The 16,610-nt window shown below is 43.1% G+C and carries 17 protein-coding genes; 16 read left to right on the top strand and 1 reads right to left on the bottom strand.

Annotation, left to right across the window (positions count from 1 at the left end; genetic code table 11):
• Positions 1-440 precede the first annotated feature (440 nt).
• The 16 genes from napF (at position 441) to M0M83_RS14620 (ending at position 15,317) form a co-directional block, all read left to right on the top strand.
• Positions 441-932 (top strand): ferredoxin-type protein NapF, encoded by a 492-nt coding sequence (gene napF, locus M0M83_RS14695; protein WP_213914163.1) that lies wholly within the window; start codon positions 441-443, stop codon positions 930-932.
• A complete protein-coding gene (gene napD, locus M0M83_RS14690) occupies positions 922-1,200 on the top strand; it encodes a chaperone NapD (RefSeq protein ID WP_185746880.1) in 279 nt (92 codons plus the stop codon). Before napF ends, napD begins: the two co-directional genes overlap by 11 nt.
• On the top strand, positions 1,181-3,667 hold the full coding sequence (napA, locus tag M0M83_RS14685) for a nitrate reductase catalytic subunit NapA (RefSeq protein ID WP_125891473.1): 2,487 nt from the start codon (positions 1,181-1,183) through the stop codon (positions 3,665-3,667). The genes napD and napA overlap by 20 nt, the downstream gene beginning before the upstream one ends.
• Before the next feature lie 6 nt (positions 3,668-3,673).
• Positions 3,674-4,384, top strand: a complete 711-nt coding sequence (gene napG / locus M0M83_RS14680; protein WP_125891472.1) for a ferredoxin-type protein NapG — start codon at positions 3,674-3,676, stop codon at positions 4,382-4,384.
• Positions 4,371-5,234 carry a quinol dehydrogenase ferredoxin subunit NapH gene (napH, locus tag M0M83_RS14675; RefSeq protein ID WP_125891471.1) on the top strand — a complete coding sequence of 288 codons (864 nt, stop codon included), beginning with the start codon at positions 4,371-4,373 and terminating at the stop codon, positions 5,232-5,234. Before napG ends, napH begins: the two co-directional genes overlap by 14 nt.
• A complete protein-coding gene (gene napB, locus M0M83_RS14670) occupies positions 5,231-5,680 on the top strand; it encodes a nitrate reductase cytochrome c-type subunit (RefSeq protein WP_004913351.1) in 450 nt (149 codons plus the stop codon). The genes napH and napB overlap by 4 nt, the downstream gene beginning before the upstream one ends.
• A gap of 9 nt (positions 5,681-5,689) precedes the next feature.
• Positions 5,690-6,328: a cytochrome c-type protein NapC gene (napC, locus tag M0M83_RS14665; RefSeq protein ID WP_102139974.1), complete on the top strand. Its 639-nt coding sequence runs from the start codon at positions 5,690-5,692 to the stop codon at positions 6,326-6,328.
• Positions 6,329-6,525: 197 nt separating this feature from the next.
• Positions 6,526-7,266 (top strand): heme ABC transporter permease, encoded by a 741-nt coding sequence (locus M0M83_RS14660; protein ID WP_213914165.1) that lies wholly within the window; start codon positions 6,526-6,528, stop codon positions 7,264-7,266.
• The gene (gene ccmD, locus M0M83_RS14655) at positions 7,263-7,475 is read left to right on the top strand and encodes a heme exporter protein CcmD (RefSeq protein ID WP_004262214.1); all 213 of its coding nucleotides are present in this window, start codon (positions 7,263-7,265) and stop codon (positions 7,473-7,475) included. Before M0M83_RS14660 ends, ccmD begins: the two co-directional genes overlap by 4 nt.
• Positions 7,472-7,963: a cytochrome c maturation protein CcmE gene (ccmE, locus tag M0M83_RS14650; RefSeq protein ID WP_248466814.1), complete on the top strand. Its 492-nt coding sequence runs from the start codon at positions 7,472-7,474 to the stop codon at positions 7,961-7,963. Before ccmD ends, ccmE begins: the two co-directional genes overlap by 4 nt.
• Positions 7,960-9,891, top strand: a complete 1,932-nt coding sequence (locus tag M0M83_RS14645) for a heme lyase CcmF/NrfE family subunit (RefSeq protein ID WP_140171092.1) — start codon at positions 7,960-7,962, stop codon at positions 9,889-9,891. The genes ccmE and M0M83_RS14645 overlap by 4 nt, the downstream gene beginning before the upstream one ends.
• Positions 9,888-10,445 (top strand): thiol:disulfide interchange protein DsbE, encoded by a 558-nt coding sequence (gene dsbE / locus M0M83_RS14640; protein WP_004262204.1) that lies wholly within the window; start codon positions 9,888-9,890, stop codon positions 10,443-10,445. The genes M0M83_RS14645 and dsbE overlap by 4 nt, the downstream gene beginning before the upstream one ends.
• Positions 10,442-11,512 carry a cytochrome c-type biogenesis protein CcmH gene (locus M0M83_RS14635; RefSeq protein ID WP_213914166.1) on the top strand — a complete coding sequence of 357 codons (1,071 nt, stop codon included), beginning with the start codon at positions 10,442-10,444 and terminating at the stop codon, positions 11,510-11,512. The genes dsbE and M0M83_RS14635 overlap by 4 nt, the downstream gene beginning before the upstream one ends.
• 154 nt (positions 11,513-11,666) lie before the next feature.
• Complete coding sequence (locus tag M0M83_RS14630; RefSeq protein WP_213914167.1) at positions 11,667-12,407, top strand: hypothetical protein; 741 nt, start codon at positions 11,667-11,669, stop codon at positions 12,405-12,407.
• Between the two features lie 251 nt (positions 12,408-12,658).
• Positions 12,659-13,105, top strand: coding sequence for a DUF2946 domain-containing protein (locus M0M83_RS14625; protein ID WP_213914168.1), 447 nt, complete (start codon positions 12,659-12,661; stop codon positions 13,103-13,105).
• 178 nt (positions 13,106-13,283) lie between these two features.
• Positions 13,284-15,317: a TonB-dependent copper receptor gene (locus tag M0M83_RS14620; protein ID WP_248466813.1), complete on the top strand. Its 2,034-nt coding sequence runs from the start codon at positions 13,284-13,286 to the stop codon at positions 15,315-15,317.
• Between the two features lie 64 nt (positions 15,318-15,381).
• Here the strand turns inward: M0M83_RS14620 and M0M83_RS14615 are convergent, their stop codons facing one another.
• A complete protein-coding gene (locus M0M83_RS14615; RefSeq protein ID WP_213914170.1) occupies positions 15,382-16,266 on the bottom strand; it encodes a helix-turn-helix domain-containing protein in 885 nt (294 codons plus the stop codon).
• Positions 16,267-16,610 lie beyond the last annotated feature (344 nt).

Below are 16,610 nucleotides of genomic sequence, written 5' to 3'. Positions count from 1 at the left end.
AGTAGTTTTTTCATTTTTAATATTTTTTGGTTATTTTTAAAATAAAGTAATAAATAAAAATTGTTTAATATCAAAAAAAATGCATATATTTTTTTGATAAATGACATTGCACATACCACTTTAGTGGTAGTTTTTGGTTGGTGTTATAATTTAAAAAATTAAAAATTGAGTTTAAATTAATAATCCACATTAAAAAAATGTTAATAAATAATTAAAAACCCCTATTCCTTTATCATTTTAAGGCTGTTTTAAGGTTATGCACAGCAAATAGCGTAAACCTGGTTATTTCTAGTCGTATACGGGGAATTACCTCTTTTACCTACTTGGTAGTATGTATTTTTATAGCTGCTATCGTTAATATTTCTCATAAATACACATATAAAAAATGCGGTTTATCAATACGTTTTAGTTTTTTTGTTGGCAATGTAAAGGAAAAAAACATGGTTGATCTCACCCGTCGGGGAGTATTAACTGGTGCGTGGCGCAGCGCGGCTCCAGTGGTTCGGCCGCCATGGAGTGGTAGTGAAACGCAATTTATTGAATTGTGTACCCGTTGCAATGCCTGCGTTGAGAGTTGCGAAACGGCAATTATCCAACCAGGAGCCGGGGGCTACCCTGTTGTTGATTTTAAGCGTGGTGAATGCACCTTTTGCTATGCATGTGCAACAGCCTGTTCAGAACCTATTTTCCTACCAAAACATTCCCAACCTTGGGATATCTCAATTTCGATTGGCCAAAATTGTCTTGCTTATCTTTCGATTGAATGTCGTCGTTGCCAAGACAGTTGTGAGCCTGAAGTTATCTCTTTTCGTCCGTCAATGGCGGGTATATACCAGCCAAAAGTAGAAACACCAGGTTGTACAGGCTGTGGTGCTTGCGTCGCAGGTTGCCCAGTTTCAGCCATTACCGTGGAGCATGAACATGCACAGTAACTATCAAGTGTGCAGTTTAATCGTACAAGTAAAAAGTGAGCGGCTGTCTACTGTGGCCGAAGAAATAAATCAGCTTTCTCATTGTGAAGTGGCGATAAGCGCCCCGGAAAATGGAAAACTGATTGTGGTTGTTGAAGGGCAAGGTAGTAGAACGTTGTTAGATACTATTGATCTAGTACGCGATATTGACGGCGTACTAGATGTTTCGCTGGTTTACCACCAGCAGGAAGAGCAAGGTGAGGAAGATTATGAAACTCAGTCGTCGTAGCTTTATGAAAGCCAATGCGATAGCGGCCGCTGCTGCGGCGGCAGGTATTGGCGCACCTAGCATTGCGAAAGCAGTGGTTGGCCAACAAGAAAGTATTAAATGGGACAAAGCCCCTTGCCGTTTTTGTGGTACAGGCTGTGGGGTATTGGTGGGAACTCAAAATGGTCGCATCGTGGCCAGCCAAGGTGACCCTGAAGCGCCTGTAAACCGTGGTCTAAACTGTATCAAAGGGTATTTCTTACCGAAAATCATGTACGGAAAAGACCGTTTAACGCAGCCAATGTTGCGTATGAAAGACGGTGAATATGACAAAAATGGGGAGTTCACACCGATCACGTGGGAACAAGCTTTTGATGTTATGGAAGAAAAAGTCAAAACCACATTAAAAGAAAAAGGCCCTGAAGGGATCGGTATGTTCGGTTCGGGCCAGTGGACAGTTTGGGAGGGCTATGCGGCATCAAAACTGTTTAAAGGTGGTTTTCGTTCTAACAACTTAGACCCGAACGCGCGCCACTGTATGGCGTCAGCGGTAGTCGGTTTCATGCGTACTTTCGGTATGGATGAACCAATGGGTTGTTATGATGATATTGAGCACGCAGATGCTTTCGTTCTGTGGGGCTCAAACATGGCAGAAATGCACCCAATCTTGTGGTCTCGTATCACCAACCGTCGTCTGTCTAACCCTGAAGTACGTGTTGCGGTGTTATCGACTTTCAAACACCGTAGCTTTGAATTAGCGGACAACGGCATCGTCTTTACACCACAATCTGACTTAGTGATCCTGAACTATATTGCAAACTATATCATTCAAAATAATGCAGTTAATCAGGAATTCCTCGATAAACATGTGAATTTACGTCGTGGTGCAACAGATATCGGTTATGGATTACGTCCAACTCATCCACTCGAACAAAATGCGAAAAATGCGGGCTCTGATGCGTCTGAGCCAATGACGTGGGATGAATATAAAGCCTTTGTTGCAGAATATACCTTAGATAAAACCGCAGAAATGACGGGTGTTCCAAAAGATCAGTTAGAAGAGTTAGCGAAACTTTACGCCGATCCTAAAACCAAAGTGGTTTCTTATTGGACCATGGGCTTTAACCAGCACACTCGTGGTGTTTGGGCGAATAACTTAGCGTATAACCTGCACTTACTGACAGGGAAAATTTCTCAACCGGGTTGTGGGCCGTTCTCATTAACAGGCCAGCCATCAGCGTGTGGTACAGCTCGTGAAGTAGGTACGTTCTCGCACCGTTTACCTGCGGACATGGTGGTGACTAATGAAAAACACCGCGAGAAAGTAGAAGGCGTTTGGGGACTACCTGCTGGGACCATCCCTGAAAAAGTGGGTTTACACGCCGTTGCCCAAGACCGTGCTCTAAAAGACGGTAAATTGAATTTCTACTGGGTTATGTGTAACAACAATATGCAAGCTGGCCCAAATATCAATGAAGAACGCATGCCGGGTTGGCGTGACCCTCGCAACTTTATTGTGGTTTCTGACCCCTATCCAACGGTCAGTGCGTTAGCCGCTGACTTGATTTTACCGACGGCAATGTGGGTAGAAAAAGAAGGCGCTTACGGTAACGCAGAACGTCGTACCCAATTTTGGCGCCAGCAAGTTAAAGCTCCAGGTGAAGCGAAATCTGACTTAATGCAGATGGTGTTGTTTTCTAAACGCTTTACAACGGATGAAGTGTGGCCTGAAGAGTTACTCGCGAAAAAACCTGAATTGCGCGGTAAAACGTTGTATGACGTGCTATTTGCTAACCAAGCGGTGACAAAGTTCCCTGTGAGCGAGTTGGCGGAAGACCAACTTAACGATGAATCACGTGAGTTAGGTTTCTACTTACAAAAAGGGTTATTCGAAGAGTACGCGGGCTTTGGTCGCGGTCATGGTCATGACTTGGCTGATTTTGATGACTATCACAAAGCACGCGGGATCCGTTGGCCAGTGGTTGATGGCAAAGAGACTCAGTGGCGTTATAGCGAAGGAAATGACCCTTACGTCAAGGCTGGCGCGGGTTATCAATTCTACGGTAAACCCGATGGTAAAGCAGTAATTTTTGCGCTGCCATTTGAGCCTGCTGCGGAATCGCCAGATAAAGAATATGACTTATGGCTATCAACAGGTCGTGTATTAGAACATTGGCACACCGGTAGTATGACACGTCGTGTTCCTGAACTACATCGTGCTTTCCCTGAGTCTCTTGTGTTTATTCATCCAATTGATGCAAAAGAGAGAGGCTTACGCCGTGGTGATAAAGTCAAAGTAGTTTCACGACGTGGTGATGTGACCACAATTGTTGAAACTCGTGGCCGTAATAGACCACCAAAAGGCTTAGTTTACATGGCGTTCTTTGACGCTGCGCAGCTAGTGAATAACTTAACACTGGATGCAACCGATCCGCTTTCAAAAGAAACGGATTACAAAAAATGTGCCGTTAAACTGGAAAAGGTGTAATTGCTCATGCCCCAGAAAGCTAAGTCTCAACAGGCTAAGTCCCAGAACAGCCGTCGTCGCTTTTTACGCGATGTCGCCCGCACTGCGGGTGGGGTGGCGGCTGTTGGTGTGGTGCTGGGGCTTCAGCAACAAACTTCCCGTGCGAGTGGCGTCAAGCTCCGCCCGCCGGGTGCCCTTGATGAAAAAACATTTGCCAGTGCATGTGTCCGTTGTGGGCAATGTGTTCAAGCCTGCCCGTATGACATGTTGAAATTAGCGACATTGGCATCCGGTTTGGCTTCAGGAACGCCGTACTTTATCGCCCGAGAAAAGCCGTGTGAAATGTGTGAGGACATTCCTTGCGCTAAGGTTTGCCCAAGTGGTGCATTAGATAAAGACATTGAGTCGATTAATGATGCACGCATGGGGTTAGCTGTTTTACTCGATCAGGAAAACTGCCTTAACTTTCAAGGGTTAAGGTGTGATGTATGTTACCGCGTATGTCCACTGATTGATGAAGCTATCACATTGGAACTGGAACAAAACCACCGAACGGGTAAGCACGCGCGCTTCTTACCCACAGTCAATAGCAACTACTGCACGGGCTGCGGTAAATGTGAACAGGCTTGTGTATTGGAAGAGGCGGCTATCAAGGTATTACCAAGGTCGTTAGCAAAAGGTGAGTTAGGTCACCATTACCGCTTTGGTTGGCTGGAGGGTAACAATGGCGAATCGTAAACGTGATGCCGGACGTGAAGCTCAGGCAAAAAAAGGCTGGTGGCAAAGCCACAAATGGTTGGTGTTTAGACGCATAAGCCAATTGCTGGTGTTAGCGATGTTCTTGAGTGGGCCATGGTTTGGGGTGTGGATTTTAAAGGGTAACTACAGCAGTAGTTTATTGTTAGACACCGTACCTTTGACTGATCCTTTAATTACTTTAGAGAGCTTAGCAAGTGGTTACTTACCGGGGATCTCCGCATTAGTTGGGGCGGCTATCGTATTCGGGGTTTATGCACTGTTGGGTAAGCGTATTTTCTGCAGTTGGGTCTGCCCTGTAAACCCAGTGACGGATGCGGCGGCGTGGTTAAGACGCAAGTTTGATTTTAACCAGTCTGCAACTATACCGCGCAATATTCGCTATGTCTTGCTGGTGGTGATCCTGATCGGCTCTGCGATCACAGGCACCTTACTTTGGGAATGGCTTAATCCTGTTTCATTAATGGGGCGCAGTTTAATTTTTGGTTTTGGCAGCGGTGCATTGGTTTTAGTTGCACTGTTTTTATTCGATTTACTCGTTGTGGAACATGGTTGGTGCGGTCACCTTTGCCCATTAGGTGCGCTATATGGCGTAGCTGGGTGTAAAGGCGCATTAGTTGTTACAGCGGAAAATAAAGAAAACTGTAGCCGTTGTATGGACTGTTTCCACATTTGCCCGGAGCCGCAAGTTCTGCGCGCACCGGTCCTAGATAAACAAGCTCCAGCGCAGATATCCGATAAAGATTGTATTACTTGCGGTCGTTGCATCGATGTTTGTTCTGAGGATGTTTTTAAAATAACACTAAGATGGAGTTCGGGAGCAAAATCATGAAAAATCCTGTCCTGAAAAAGACGATCAGCCGTTGGGTGGCTGGAATGGCCTTTGTTGTAAGCAGTCTTGTTTGGGCTGCTAATGGTGTAGACCTGACCCAATCACCAGAAGTATCCGGTACGTCAGAAGGAAGCATTCATATTCCGAAAGAGCAAGAAAGAATGGCATTAAACTATGTGAATCAGCCACCAATGATCCCACATAGTGTTGAAGGTTATCAAATTACCACTAATACTAATCGTTGTTTGCAATGCCATGGCGTGGAAAATTATCGTACCACAGGGGCACCTAGAGTTAGCCCAACGCACTTTATGGATGCAACAGGCAAAGTCCTTGGTGAAGTCGCACCAAACCGCTACTTCTGTCTACAGTGCCACGTGCCGCAATCAGACACAGCACCGATTGTTGATAACACATTTACCCCATCCAAAGGTTTTGGGAAATAAGGGGGAATTATGTCAAATAACAATGATAAACAAACACATGATGACAAGCCGAAGAAAAAGGGTTTGTTTGGGTTAATTGGCCGAGTATGGCGGTGGTGGCGTAGGCCAAGTCGTTTAGCGTTAGGAACCTTATTACTGATTGGTTTTGTGAGTGGTGTTATCTTCTGGGGCGGCTTCAATACGGGTATGGAAATGGCCAATACGGAAGAGTTCTGTATTAGCTGCCATGAAATGCGTGAGAATGTCTATGAAGAATATATGGATACTATTCACTATACTAACCGTAGTGGTGTCCGTGCAACTTGCCCAGATTGTCACGTACCGCATGAGTTCGGCCCCAAAATGGTGCGTAAAATTCAAGCGAGCAAGGAGTTATACGGGAAAATTTTTGGCATCATCGACACGCCACAAAAATTTGAGGACCATCGGTTAGCGATGGCGCAAAGTGAGTGGCGGCGAATGAAAAATAACGACTCACAAGAGTGCCGTAACTGCCATAACTTTGAATATATGGACTTCACGGCACAAAAAGGGGTTGCAGCTAAAATGCATGACCAAGCCATCACGGATGGCAAAACCTGTATTGATTGCCATAAAGGGATCGCCCATAAGTTGCCAGACATGCGTGAAGTTGAACCTGGCTTTTAATTCAAGGTAATCATTTTATGATGAGTTATTCCGATGAATTATAAGTAGTGACCAATAAATAGGCTGGTTATGCGTTTGAGTATGATCAGCCTAAGTTATATTTGTGTTAAATCAATATATTTGCTTTTGTAATGTGTATTGTATGATTCTGTCACGCAGCATTTACTAACAATATAATAAATCAGGGTAATTAAACTATGTGGAAAAAGCTTCATCAACTTGCCATTCCAGCCAACCTTTATCGGCTATGTGGGCGCCTAATACCGTGGTTTATTATATTGAGTGTAATTTGTTTAGCGGTGGGATGGATTTGGGGATTTGGTTTTGCGCCAACCGATAAAGTCCAAAGCCAAAGTTATCGTATTATGTATATCCATGTGCCTGCTGCAATGTGGTCAATGGGGATCTATGCCACCATGGCAATCACCGCTTTTGTCGGTCTCGTATGGCAAATGAAAGTCTCTGAGTTGGCGATAGCGGCAATGGCGCCTGTCGGGGCGGTATTTACCTTTATCGCATTGGTTACGGGAGCGACATGGGGTAAACCCATGTGGGGAGCATGGTGGGTATGGGATGCACGTTTAACCTCTGAATTAATTCTATTTTTTCTGTATGTGGGGATTATCGCTTTATGGCATGCTTTTGATGATCGTCGCACCGCAGGCAAGGCCGCTGCGATTCTAGTCTTAATTGGCGTGATTAACCTACCTATCATTCATTATTCAGTTGAATGGTGGCAAACCTTGCATCAACCTTCAACGCGTATGCAAGAAAGTATTGATCCAGCTATGCGTACCCCATTACGTTTAGCTATTCTTGGTTACCTATTTCTCTTTATCTCATTAACGTTGATCCGTTTACGTAGCCAATTATTGATGTTAGAACGTAACCGCCCATGGGTATTAGATATTGTGAATAAAAAAGGACATCAATCATGACTAGCGCATTTGCATCTTGGAGTGAGTTTTGGGCGATGGGCGGCTATGGTTTTTATGTATGGCTGGCGGTTGCGCTGACATTAATACCTATTTTGTTACTCTGTTTGCATACATACATACAAAGAAAAATGATAATAAATGCCATTATTCAACAGCAAGCTCGTGAAGTCAGGCAAAAAGCAGCAAGAGCGCGTAGGGAGGGTGTGTGAATATTCGTCGTCGTAACCGACTTTGGTTGATCTGTTCCATATTGGTTGGCGTGGGGTTAACCCTCGCATTGATTCTCTACGCATTGCGCTCAAGTATTGACTTGTTTTATACCCCCGGTGAAATCCTCTACGGTAAGCGGGAAACTCAGCAAGTTCCTGAAGTTGGACAACGTTTGCGCGTTGGCGGTATGGTGATGCCAGGCAGTGTGGTACGCGATTCTGACCCTGTCTCTAATGCTGTCAATATCACTTTTACGGTTTATGATGCCGAAGGTGAAGTGGACGTCAGCTATCACGGAATTTTGCCTGACTTATTCAAAGAAGGGCAAGGTGTCGTTGTTCAAGGCGAATTACAAGAGAATAATCATATTTTAGCGAAAGAAGTCCTTGCGAAACATGATGAAAACTACACGCCGCCAGAAGTTGAAAAAGCGATGCAGGAAAACCACCGCAGGCCAGCTGCTGCCTATAAGGACAACGCATCATGATCCCGGAAATTGGTAGCGTTTTACTGTGCTTGGCGTTAGGTCTCGCTGTTTTGCTGTCTTTTTACCCGCTCTGGGGAGTAGCACGTAATGATGCACGTTTAATGGCATCATCACGTCCATTAGCATGGTTACTTTTTCTCTGCGTCACCGGGGCATTCCTAGTATTAGTGAATGCCTTTGTTGTTAATGATTTCTCAGTCACTTATGTTGCCAATAACTCTAATACGCAATTGCCGATTTGGTACCGTGTTGCGGCAACATGGGGAGCTCATGAAGGCTCATTATTACTTTGGGTATTATTAATGAGTGGCTGGACATTTGCGGTGGCAATTTGCAGTTACCGAATGCCTCTCGACATTGTCGCCCGTGTTTTAGCGGTCATGGGGATGGTTAGCGTGGGTTTTTTACTGTTTATCATCTTTACGTCAAATCCATTTTCTCGCACGCTGCCCGCCTTTCCGATAGAAGGGCGTGACCTCAATCCATTGCTGCAAGACCCTGGGCTGATTTTCCATCCACCATTGTTATATATGGGCTATGTCGGCTTCTCAGTGGCATTTGCCTTTGCGATTGCGGCATTGTTAAGTGGCCGGTTAGATAGCTCCTTCACGCGCTTTGCTCGCCCTTGGACGATGGCAGCCTGGTTCTTTTTAACGTTGGGGATCATGTTAGGTTCCGCATGGGCCTATTATGAATTAGGTTGGGGAGGCTGGTGGTTCTGGGATCCAGTAGAAAACGCCTCCTTTATGCCATGGTTAGTGGGAACGGCATTGATCCACTCACTCTCCGTCACTGAGCAGCGAGCCACGTTTAAAGCATGGTCACTATTATTATCGATTTTTGCTTTCTCATTGTGTTTACTCGGGACGTTCTTGGTTCGCTCGGGGGTATTAGTTTCTGTACACGCCTTCGCCTCAGACCCATCTCGAGGGTTATTCATCTTAGCCTTCATGGTGTTAGTGATTGGCGGCTCTTTACTGGTGTTTGCACTGCGTGGGCACAAGGTACGTTCAAGGGTGAACAATGCCTTATGGTCGCGTGAATCTATGTTATTGGGTAATAACGTTATCCTAACAGCAGCGATGTTAGTCGTGTTACTCGGTACATTGCTACCCTTGGTTCATAAACAAATTGGCCTTGGCACGATTTCTATTGGTGAACCATTCTTTAATACCATGTTTATAGCATTGATGGTGCCATTTGCCTTGTTACTGGGGATTGGTCCACTTGTACGTTGGGGGCGTGACCGTCCTGCCGCCATCAAAAAATTATTAATCATTGCAACGGTATTAACTGTTATTCTCTCTTTTGCCCTGCCATTACTGATGGAAGATAGGGTAGAAGCGCTGACGGTTGTCGGCTTAATGATGGCGTGTTGGATAGCCATTCTTGCATTTGCGGAAATGCGAGTGCGCATCAGTAAGAAAATCAAGCTCACGCCAAGTTACTGGGGTATGGTACTGGCTCACTTAGGTTTAGCGGTAACTATCGTCGGTATTGCCTTTAGCCAAAATTACAGTATTGAGCGTGATGTGAAAATGAAGCCGGGCGATAGCATTTCAATTCGTGCTTATACCTTTGTATTTAATGGCGTAAAAGAGGCTGATGGCCCTAATTATCAAGGCGTTATTGGTAGTATTTCAGTGAAAGAGAAAGACAAAGTCATCGGTGTTTTAATGCCTGAAAAACGTTTTTATAGCGTTAGCCGAGCTGTTATGACTGAAGCCGCGATTGATGGCGGTTTTACTCGCGATTTATATGCGGCATTGGGTGAGGAAGTCGCGAAAGATACGTGGACGATGCGTTTGTATTATAAACCGTTTGTTCGTTGGATCTGGTCTGGTGGTGTGTTAATGGCTATCGGTGCGTTATTTTGTTTGTTTGACCCACGTTATCGTCGTCGTAAATTACAAGGGGAAACAGCATGAACCGCAAAGTCTTCCTAATTCCTTTTATTATTTTTGCAGGAATTGCTGCGGTTCTGTTATGGCAATTGATGCGCAATGCGGAAGGAGATGATCCTCGCTTATTAGAATCCGCGTTAATTGGTAAGCCAGTGCCTGTTTTTCGCCTTGAATCACTTGAAAATCCGGGGCAGCACTACGAATCCGATGTATTAACACAAGGGCAACCTATTTTGTTGAATGTTTGGGCGACATGGTGCCCAACATGCCGTGCAGAGCATCAATATTTGAATAAATTGTCTGCACAAGGTGTTCGAGTGGTCGGGTTGAATTATAAAGATAAACGGGATAAAGCCATTGTGTGGTTACGTGAGTTGGGTAACCCTTATGCTCTAAGTTTATTTGATGGTGAAGGTATGTTAGGCCTTGATTTAGGGGTATATGGTGCACCTGAAACCTTCTTAATTGATGGCAATGGTGTGATCCGTTATCGTCACGCAGGGGCAATGGACGAGCGCGTTTGGGAAAAAGAATTTAAACCCCTTTGGGAGCGCTATAATCAGGAGGCGAACCAATGAGGTATTTATTGGGTTTATTGATGTTAGCGTTAAGCGCAACGGTGACATATGCATCGACGGAAGTGTTTACTTTCGATAATGAACAGCAAGAGCAGCAATTTCGTAAATTAACGGAAGAGCTACGTTGTCCTAAATGCCAAAACAACAGTATTGCGGATTCTAACTCAATGATTGCACTGGATTTGCGACAAAAAGTGTATGAGTTAATGAAAGAAGGTAAAAACCGCGATGAAATCGTTGATTATATGGTTGCTCGCTATGGTTACTTCGTCACTTATAACCCACCACTGACACCGCTCACGGTGATGCTATGGGGGTTACCGTTTGTTGCGATAGCGGTAGGCGGCTGGATCATTTTTGCCCGTTCTAAAAAACGCGTTAGATTAAAACAGGTTGAGCAGGGGGATGAGGAAGCATTACCTGAGGCCTCTCGCACTAGCAATTGGGTTTATTTACCCGGGTTTATCATTGCGTTAGGTGTTGCGGGTGGGGCTTATTATCAGGTCGGTAGTTACGGGAAAGTGGCCGATTGGAATAATGCCTATCAACAAGCTCCTGCTTTGTTAGACAGAGCGCTAGATCCATCTGAGCCGCCACTCAATAATGCGGAAATGGAACACCTTGCTTTAGGGTTACGCACTCGATTGCAGGAAGACCCGCAAAATGTCGAAGCGTGGGAAATGCTAGGCCGTATTGGTATGGTGTTGGGAAATGCGACTATGGCAACCGATGCCTATGGCCGCGCTTATCGCCTAGCCCCTAAAAATGAAAATGTAGTGATGGGGTATGCGGAGGTTTTGACGCGCTCTTCTGATCCTGAAGATAACCGCCAAGGTGCGGAATTACTTAAAAAGCTGATCGCAGAAGACCGCACTAATGTGAAAGCGTTGAGTATTTTTGCATTCAATGCATTTGAGCAAGAACGTTACGCGGAAGCCATTTCTGCTTGGCAAATGATGTTAAAACTGCTGCCAGAAAATGACCAACGTCGGCCGATTATCGAGCGTAGTGTTGAGCAGGCATTAATGATGGTACATGAAAAGAAAGGCTTGCCATCCGATAAGTAAGTTTCTTCACTGATTGTGTTATACAGGTGCTCGCCTGTATAGCACAGCCTTTCATATTACAATCCACGATTTTGATTACTTCGGTTTGTTAAAGATGGCTGATATCAATTCTTTTAATATAGTTTGAATTTATAACTAGATAAAAGGAAGCAATATGCCCACCCAATTAATAAGTAATTTTCATCTAACCAAAATCTCTCATCCAGTCATACCCGATTTGAATAAACTCCCATTAAATAAAGAAGTTAAAACAAAGCTTGTGAATCAGCAGCTAAAATTAAATAAATTTGCTGGAAGTATTAAAAAAAAGCAGATTGACTTGAGTGGGTCAAAAATTCCCACTCGGCTTTTTACTTTAAGGCACGCCTATTCAGAGCCTTCAAATATTCATAAAAAAAATATATCTGGGGCATTGGCTTTAAATCGGTCGATTTCGGAGCCAAACAATCTAAATCGCTCCTACAGGACACCGGTTCAAAAGGGGGGGTTAGCAAGATCGCAACCTAATTATCAGCCAAATCAGGCTCTAAGAGGCCCACAATATATTCAAAAAGCAAAAGACGACAAAATTGCCGCATATCAATCACTCCCCGATGTGGTTAAAAATTTTCTTAACGAAAAGCTTAGCTATAAAATTTTGGTCACTTTCAAAAAAGGGTTAGTTGGTAAGGAAGTAAAAAAATATATGGTTGCTTATGAAGAATTTAAACAAGGTGTTAGTGATAAAGAAAAAGAGCAATACTTACAGATTAAATTGAGTGGTTTGATGCCAGATAACCGATTTCAATCAACCAAAACAGTTTGGATTGAACTGGATAAACTCAAGCCAATTCAAACTAAAGAAGAGATAACCAAGGTAATGGTTAACACAAAATGCTCTCATCTAAATCACTAGGGTAGATGGTTAATCGCCAAATAATATCAAAGTAAATAATGAGTTTGTTATTTACTTTGATTTCATTCTGTTATATTGAGAATGGTAATGTTAATCAATGGATTGATTTTAATGGATAATTGTCTGTTTTTTCGTCTTTTGCATGTTTTGCTGCGCTTCACTTAACATTAATTGTGAAAATTAATAACAACACACTTTCAAATAAGATACAATCCCGCGCTATAAATTCGTACATAGATGACGGAAAAACGTTGCACCTGCGCACTTCAATCAGACAATTTGCTGCCTACCTTGCATTATTGGCTGTGGCTATGCTGTTTATTGCTCCATTGTTCTCTCAATCGATGAGGCTGATGGAACACTGCATAAGCCCTAATTCTCATAATGCAATGGAGCCTCCATCAACGGCAGAACATTCGATGCATTCGCATCAAGGTATGCTGATGCCTGAAAATTGTGACGTTTCAACACCAATGAACCATATGTTAATGACAGGGATCGGGCAATCACCGATGGAAGACATTGCATGTGGCTACTGCCAGTTATTGATCCACTTTCCGTTTCTTATCTTATTTATTGCTGCGGTTATTCGGCAATTCGCTAGACTGACGCTATTTATTCCCTTTGAGTGTTACGTTCAAATTAGATTATTTAGACCTTGGTCATTACATTTCGCTCGAGCCCCTCCGACCTCCTGATTTCTTAAGATTGTGAATTTTACAAATTAATTAATGGTTATTTTTGCCGTCATAGTGCAAAGCGTTTTTGCTCATCTTGAATTTCTTGATTTTTAAGTGGTTCATCTGTGGGGGCTGGAAATGTGTTTGTCATTTAAGCGGTGAAAGTAGCATCTATTTTCTAAGAAACAGGTCAAAAATGAACACACAAATCTTCAAAGTGACTCCTATTGCGACATTGGTCATTAGCGCGATTTTTACGGCATCTACTGTCGCTAAAACTGAAGTGAATCAAAGCCCAATCTCGGAGAGTTCAGTGATGATTGTCACTGCGCCAGTCGATTCACCATTAACTATTACGACATCCCCTAAAACACCAAGACAGCCAGTTCCTGCAAGTGATGGTTCTGATTATCTCAAAACTATTCCTGGTTTTTCACAAATCCGTAACGGAGGAACTAACGGTGATCCTGTTTTTCGCGGCATGTTTGGCTCACGTTTACGTATTTTAACTAATGATAGTGAGATGTTAGGTGCATGTCCTTCTCGTATGGATGCACCTACTTCTTATATTTCACCCGAAAACTTTGATGTGCTGAATATGATTAAAGGCCCTCAAACCGTTTTATGGGGGCCTGGAAATTCAGCGGGAACAATTCGTTTTGAGCGTGAAAAACCCCTGTTTACCGAAGCTGGTATTAAAGGAAATGCGAGTGCGCTAGCGGCATCAAACCGTCGTTGGGACGGCAATGCAGATGTGAGTTTAGGCAATGAGTCTGGCTACATTCGCGTTATTGGCAATAAGTCACGTTCCAATGATTATAAAGATGGCAATGGGGACAAAGTGCCGTCTAAATGGGACAAATGGAATGCTGATCTTGCGGTTGGCTGGACACCGGATGAATACACATTATTAGAATTGACTGCTGGTAAAGGCGATGGGGAAGCACGTTACGCAGGTCGGGGAATGGATGGCTCCCAGTTTAAACGAGAAAGCTTAGGTTTGCGCTTTGAAAAGAGCAACATTGGCGACGTTTTAGATAAAGTCGAAGCGAATGTCTACTACAATTACGCTGATCATATTATGGATAACTACTCGCTTCGCTCTCCATCAGGTGGGGGAATGAGTGGGGGTCATATGGGGCATGGTGGTCATGGCATGATGAATATGCCAATGAAAATGCGAGTCGACCGTGAAACTATGGGCGGTCGTGCGATGGGAACATGGTTATGGTCAGACTATGAGCTGCGTGCCGGGGCAGACATGCAAACCAATAAGCATCGAAAAAACAACAATAATAGTTGGAAAAAAGATGCACAATTTCAAGATTATGGTGTTTTTAGCGAGCTAACTTGGCATCCAACTGAACAAGGCAAAGTGGTCAGCGGGGCTCGTTTAGATCGTGTAATAGTTGAAAATAATACAGGAATAGGCTCTTCAGGGCGTAACACCGTGATGCCAGCAGGCTTTGCGCGCTATGAGCATTCTTTATCGAGTACGCCTATTATGCTATATGCAGGTGTCGGTTATACGGAACGTTTTCCTGATTATTGGGAGTTGTTCTCACCTAAGCTCGGCCCGAATGGTAGCAATAATGTGTTTGATAAGCTAAAAACGGAAAAAACAACTCAGTTAGATATCGGTGCTAAATATAGCCATGAAGATACTAATGCATGGGTTTCTGCATATGTGGGGCGTGTTGATGATTTTATTCTCTTCCGTTATAGCGCAGTAAATCCACGAATGAGTCAGGTGGAAAATGTGGATGCGTTAATTATGGGCGGAGAACTTGGTGTTGCCCAAAAGCTCAGTGATGAGTGGAAAGCGGATGCAAGCCTTGCTTATTCATGGGGGGAAAACCGTACAGATGGAAAGGCATTACCGCAAATGCCACCGTTGGAAAGCCGATTTGGTTTATCGTGGGAAAAAGGCGATTGGACCACGACAGGCTTAGTGCGTGTTGTGAGCCGCCAAAATCGTGTTGCCATTAATGATGGAAATGTAGTGGGTAAAGATTTCAGCAAAAGTGCGGGTTTCACGATTTTTTCATTAAATACAGCGTATAACATTAATGAAAACATGAAATTAAGCGCAGGTGTTGATAATCTTTTTGACAAAACCTATAGCGAGCACCTTAATTTAGCGGGGAATAGTGGTTTTGGTTATTCATCCAATGTGCCAGTGAACGAACCAGGAAGAAACTTCTGGGCAAAAATAAATGTGACTTTTTGATTATTAGACTAGCATCCCATGCAATGTTGTATGGGATGCTGGCTGGTTATTAAATATCTGTTTGTTAAATAATAACGGGAATATAATAATTTAGCTCTTGAATGAAATTGCGTGAATCATTAATGAATGCATCATAAGAGGGTTTAGATTTTAGGACATATTGTTCCACATCAGGCCCTTCTCCACGGACGATATCCATTTCAGCAAGTACTTTTCCATAAGCAGTATAGATAATATCATTATAATCTATACCATGAAGGCTACTAGTAATTTTGATTTCTAAGTAATTTCCAGAGGGTAACTGTAAGTTTGTTGCTTGCGGAAGTTCGATGTCTACATCTTGTTCATCTAGAGCCGTGGTATATAGGAAATGCCCTTCTGCGTTAGCACTTTGGTCAATACCATGAATAGCATATAGATGCTGAGTGACATAAGGGTTTTTATCAAAAAAAGCCATCCAATAGTACCGACGCAACTCATCCGTTTTTAGGTTCCATTCATTAATATCTTTAGTGTAACGATGTTTAGTGCCAAGTAAATTGATTGCCGGTAACTGGGTCAATTTAACACTCACGTTGAGTTCTTTACTCTCTCGTAGCGGTAAACAGAACCCTTCAACTTTCCAGCCTTCTCGTTTTCTATATTCAGAAGGTGTCAGATTAAATTGCTTTTTAAATGCACGACAAAAAGTTTGTTGTGAGTCAAAACGGTATCTTAGAGAAATATCCATTATGCTGTCATTTGTTAGTCGTAATGCGACAGCAGAACAAGAAAGACGTCTTGCTCGGATATAGGAGCCAAGAGCGAGCCCTGTTTGGTTTTTAAATAGGCGCTGAAAGTGCCATTTTGTGTATCCTGATTTATCGGCAACAGTATCTAGGGATAGGCGTGATTCTAAATTTTGTTCTATCCAGAGAATAATTTCCCTGATAACACTTTCTTGTAGCATGATTATCCTTTCAGGTCTCTTTACTTACCAATAAAAATAAGAAGCCATATAATAACTTTGTGCGATGAGTGGCAAGTATTCATAGGTGCTCGTAATAGGATAGCATGCTAACTGACAATTTTATTAAAAAGATGTGAAGTTAAGTAAGTTTTGAGAGGGTGAGGGAGTGAATACTAAAATACACCTATTTGGCGTTTACATAATTTGTCTAATTTTTACATGCTGTGTATAGACTGAAAGTAATGAATATGGCATAAATGTAGAGGAATGATTTTATTTACATCTAAAACAAACTGTTATAGCAATCTATTTTAGAGATTCAAAATAAGAGTGATATAATGTAA

Source organism: Providencia rettgeri, assembly GCF_023205015.1.
GTDB classification, from domain to species: domain Bacteria; phylum Pseudomonadota; class Gammaproteobacteria; order Enterobacterales; family Enterobacteriaceae; genus Providencia; species Providencia rettgeri_E.
Note: the sequence above shows the minus strand (reverse complement) of the source record. Positions and strands in the feature narration are given on the sequence as shown.